This is a genomic window from Nonomuraea lactucae (assembly GCF_003313395.1).
GTDB classification, from domain to species: domain Bacteria; phylum Actinomycetota; class Actinomycetes; order Streptosporangiales; family Streptosporangiaceae; genus Nonomuraea; species Nonomuraea lactucae.
On sequence record NZ_QNFZ01000039.1, the window covers coordinates 1 to 4,410 of the forward strand.

A 4,410-nucleotide genomic window follows, 5' to 3' on the forward strand; every position below is an offset into this window, starting at 1 on the left:
CGCGGCCTCCCGCTGCGCGCCACCGGCCGGGCACGCCCACGGGGCCCTGCGTGGTGACCGGGCCGGGCCCGAGCCGAGAGCGCCCGCCCCCCAGGACGTGGCCCGCGTCCTCGCCGAGCTCGACAAGCGCCTGCAGGGACGCGAGCCGCCCGCCCGGTTCACGGTGCCGACCTGGGTGCACATCCTCACCGACGGCGTCACCAGGCCCTCGTACGCGAGCGTCAGCGCCCAGATCGAGACCCTGCGCAACGCCTACGGCGGGCGGTTCGGCGGCGTCGCCACCGGCGTCGGCTTCCGCATCGAAGGCGTGCAGCTCGTGCGCAACGCCGCCTGGTTCACCGACCCGGTGACCCACGAGGAGGCGATGAAGACGTTTCTGCGCAAGGGCGGGGCCGACACCCTCAACCTCTATCTCGCCCAGATGGACGGCCAGGTGCTCGGCTTCTCCACCTACCCCTACTGGTACAAGGACACCCCGCGCCTCGACGGCGTCGTCATCGACTGGCGCACCCTGCCCGGCGGCTCGCTCGCCAACTACAACCGCGGCTACACCGGCGTGCACGAGATCGGCCACTGGCTCGGCCTCTTCCACACGTTCGAGAACGGCTGCCAGAGCCCCGGCGACGGCATCCACGACACCGCGCCGGAGGCCCGCCCCGCCCAGGGCTGCCCCGGCGCGCGCGACACCTGCTCGCAGTCGGGGCACGACCCGGTCCGCAATTTCATGAACTACGCCCACGACCGGTGCATGTCGGAGTTCACCCGTGGCCAGGCCGAGCGCATGCGCGAGATGTGGGTGGGCTACCGCGACCGTGACCAGCTCGCGGCGGCGGCGAGATGAGCCGGAGGCGGGAGCGCACCTAAGATGTCGGGGTGACAGCACCGAAGGCACTCGACACTACGTACGAGCCGCCCGGCATCCTCGGCGCGGCCTACCGGTCCGCCACCCTGGGCATCCTGCTCGTCGTCACGTTGATCGCCTTCGAGGGCATGTCGGTCGGCGTGGTCATGCCGGTGGTCTCCCGGCAACTGCAGGCCCTCGACCTGTACGGGATCAGCTTCTCCGCCTTCCTCATCGCCAGCCTGTTCGCCAACGTGGTCTCCGGCGTCTGGTCCGACCGGCGCGGCTACACGATCCCCTTCCTGGTCGGCGTGGTGCTCTTCGCCGCCGGCATGGGGCTGGCCGGGGCCGCCACGGGCAAGGTGCTGTTCGTGGTCGCGCGGGGCGTGCAGGGGCTCGGGGCCGGCTTCGCGATCGTGGCCCTCTACGTGATGATCGCCAGGGTCTACCCGCCGGCCGTGCGGCCCAAGGTGTTCGCGGCGGTGTCGGCGGCCTGGGTGGTGCCCGCCATGGTCGGCCCGGCCGTGGCGGGGTTCGTCGCCGACAGGTGGGGCTGGAGGTGGGTGTTCTTCGGCATCATCCCGCTCGTGGTGCCCGCCCTCCTCATGCTCGTCCCGGCGCTCCGGCGGACCCCGGAGGGGGAGGAGAGCGCGCCCTCGGAGGGACCCCGTTCCCGCCCGCTCGCGATGACGCTGGCCGCGGCGTCGTCGGCCGCGGGCGCGGGCGTGCTGCTGTACGGCGTGGACAGGCTGCACGTCTCACCCGTGCCGGGCACCGTCGCGGTGGTCGCCGGGCTCGCCTGCCTGCTGTACGGGCTGACCCGGTTGCTGCCGCCGGGCGCCCTCCGGTTCGGCCGCGGCCTGCCCACGACGATCATGATGCGCGGCCTGTTCTCGGCCGCCTTCTTCGGCGTGAACACCTTCATCCCGCTGGCCCTGCAGTCCGTCAAGGGCTTCGGCCCCACCGCGGCCGGCATCGCCCTCACCACCGGCGCCCTCGGCTGGTCGACCGGCTCCTACATCCAGAGCAGGCGCACCGCCGAGCCGTACCGGCGGATGAGGCTGGGCGCGGCCTGCGTCACGGCCGGGATCCTGCTGACGCTGCCGTCCGCGCTGCCGGGCGTCACCGGATGGGTCGCGGTGCCCGCGTGGATCGCGGCCGGGTTCGGCATGGGGCTGGGCATGACCACGGTCAGTGTCACCGCCCTCAAGCAGTCCCCGGTCAACGAGCAGGGGGCCAACAGCGCGGCGCTGGCGGTGACGGACATGCTGGGGGCGGGGCTCGCGGTGGGCGTCGGCGGCGCGCTGATCAACCTGATCGGCCACAGCCCGGAACGGATCGCACAGGGCTTCGTCGTCATCTCCTGCCTCATGGCCGCGGTGGCCCTCGCCACCACCCTCCTCGCCCCGCGCGTCCGGTAGGCCCGGCGCACCCCAGACCCATTGCGCATCACCCGTCACAGCGATCACGGATCTCCGGAACCGCGCCGCGAGGAGTGATAGGACAGCGGGACAAGGAGGTGCCGTGACTCCTCCGCCTCCTGAAGGGAGCGGCTTCTCGCTAAGCCGCTTCCGCAGCCCGGCGAAGGGCAAGCCCTGCCCTGAGGATGTTGGTTGCCGCGTTGATGTCGGCGTGCGCGGTGTGCCCGCACGCCTGACAGGCGAACTCGGCCTGGGTGACGCGGTTGTCCCGTGCGCGGTGCCCGCATCGGGCGCACGTGCGGGAGGTGTTGCGGGGAGCGACTGCGATCAGCTCTCGACCGGCGCTTTCAGCCTTGTGCGCGAGGATCCGCAGGAACACCCCCCAACCCGCGTCCAAAACGCTTCGGTTGAGGCCGGACTTTTGGGCGACGTTCCTACCGGGAGCGTCGATCGTGCCGGACGCCGACCGGGTCATGTTCGCGATCTGCAGGTCCTCGTGCACGATCACATCGTAGTCGCGGACCAGCGCCAGCGCGGCCTTGTGCGCTCCGTCCAACCGCTGGCGACCTACCCTGCCGTGCAGCACGGCGACGCGGGCGGCGGCCTTGCGGCGGCGCTTGGACCCGCGCCTCTTACGGGCGAGATCCTGCTGTGCGGCTGCCAGGCGGTCAGCTGTCGCGGCGAGGTGGCGAGGGTTGGCCACATGCGCCCCGTCCGACGTCGTGAAGAGCGAGGCCACACCCATGTCCAAGCCGACCGCGGCGCCCGTGGCGGGCAGCTGCTCGGCGGGCACGTCATCGCAGGACAGGACTACGAACCAGCGGGAGCCTTCCCGCTTGACGCTGATTGTCTTGACGCTTCCCAGGACCCGGCGGTGCTGGTGCACGCGGACATGCCCGATGCCCTGAAGGCGGACGTAGGTGGCGGCCGGGTGCTCGGGCTGGGAGTCCCACCGGCAGCCGTCGCCGTCCTTGGGCCACTCGACCGTGTCGAACCAGCCCCGGCCCTTGAACCGCGGAAAGCCCGGGGTACGGCCTGCCTTGACCCGGTCGAAGAACGCGCGGAAGGCCTTGTCCAACCGTCGCCCGGTCGAAGAACGCGCGGAAGGCCTTGTCCAACCGTCGCAGCGTGGCCTGCTGGGAGGAGAACGACCACCGGCCCTGACCGTCGGGGTCGTCGGCGCGGATGTGCTTCAACTCGCCCGACTGCTCGCCGTACCGGACCGTCACTCCTGCCTTGCGGTAGGCCGTACGACGGTGTTCAAGAGCGGCGTTGTACAGGTCGCGGTGGTCATCGAGGCACGCCGTGAGCGCCGCCACCTGGCGGGCGGTAGGGCGCAGCAGGAACTTGAACGACCTGCGCACGCCCACCTCCTCGACCCCGACCGCACTGAGCAACGCTATCGGCCGGCACCGACAAGAACCCGGAAGGAGACTCTGATGCGCAGACCAGACAGGTCACCGCACGCTCGGGCCTTGGCGGCCCTCCCGCTCCCGAGTCCCCCATCGCCTGAAGACGACGATCCCCTCGGGAGAATCTGATGGAGGACGACCACCGTGTCTGGCCCCCACGTCCCGGCCCCAGGCACCGCCGTACCCCTCCCCAGGACGCGGAGCCCGCGCCGGACACGCCGCAGGAGACCTCCGGCCCCGTACGGCGCGGCAGGAGCGGGAGAGGCGGCGAGGAGGACCCGGAGGACATCTGGGGCGAGGACGAGGACCTCGGGTCCGGGCGCTCGGGCCCGTTCGGGTGGTTACGGCGCAGGTTCGGGCGCTCCCAGTGGAGGGACGGGGACGCCCTGGACGACGACCCGTACGACGACCTGGACACGGCCTGGCCGGGCGTGTGGGGCGGCGACGGCGACGCGGACCGGCGTGCCCCCGGGAACGGCGACGTGGACCGGCGCCTCCCGGGAAACGGCGACGTGGACCGGCGCCTCCCGGGGAACGGCGACGTGGACCGGCGCGCCTCGGGGAACGGCCAGGCAGAGGAGGAGCCGTGGAACCCGCGGGCCAAGCGGACGGCGCCGTACGGGATGGACCGCGGCGGCGGCCCGAGGGTGCCGTGGGAGTCGCTGCCGCCCTCGGCGCGCCTGTACGGTTCGCCCGCCGACCCCGGCCTGCCCGCGAAGGTGCGCGGGCGCGGCGT

At 72.4% G+C, this 4,410-nt stretch carries 3 protein-coding genes and 2 pseudogenes; 3 read left to right on the forward strand and 2 right to left on the reverse strand.

What is annotated here, in order from left to right; all coding sequences use genetic code 11:
- The coding region (locus tag DQW85_RS02775) for a zinc metalloprotease (protein ID WP_162794672.1) at positions 1–841 on the forward strand (841 nt) is incomplete at its 5' end.
- A 32-nt stretch (positions 842–873) separates the two neighbouring features.
- Positions 874–2,262, forward strand: coding sequence for an MFS transporter (locus DQW85_RS02780; protein WP_113698862.1), 1,389 nt, complete (start codon positions 874–876; stop codon positions 2,260–2,262).
- A 139-nt stretch (positions 2,263–2,401) separates the two neighbouring features.
- Here the strand turns inward: DQW85_RS02780 and DQW85_RS02785 are convergent, their stop codons facing one another.
- Both DQW85_RS02785 and DQW85_RS47875 read right to left on the reverse strand, forming a co-directional pair.
- Positions 2,402–3,340, reverse strand: coding sequence for an RNA-guided endonuclease InsQ/TnpB family protein (locus tag DQW85_RS02785; RefSeq protein ID WP_240196880.1), 939 nt, complete (start codon positions 3,338–3,340; stop codon positions 2,402–2,404).
- 217 nt (positions 3,341–3,557) lie between these two features.
- Positions 3,558–3,632 (reverse strand): annotated as a pseudogene (locus DQW85_RS47875) (hypothetical protein); the annotation flags it as partial.
- Between the two features lie 170 nt (positions 3,633–3,802).
- Here DQW85_RS47875 and DQW85_RS02790 point away from each other — a divergent pair.
- A pseudogene (locus tag DQW85_RS02790) lies at positions 3,803–4,410 on the forward strand (hypothetical protein); the annotation flags it as partial.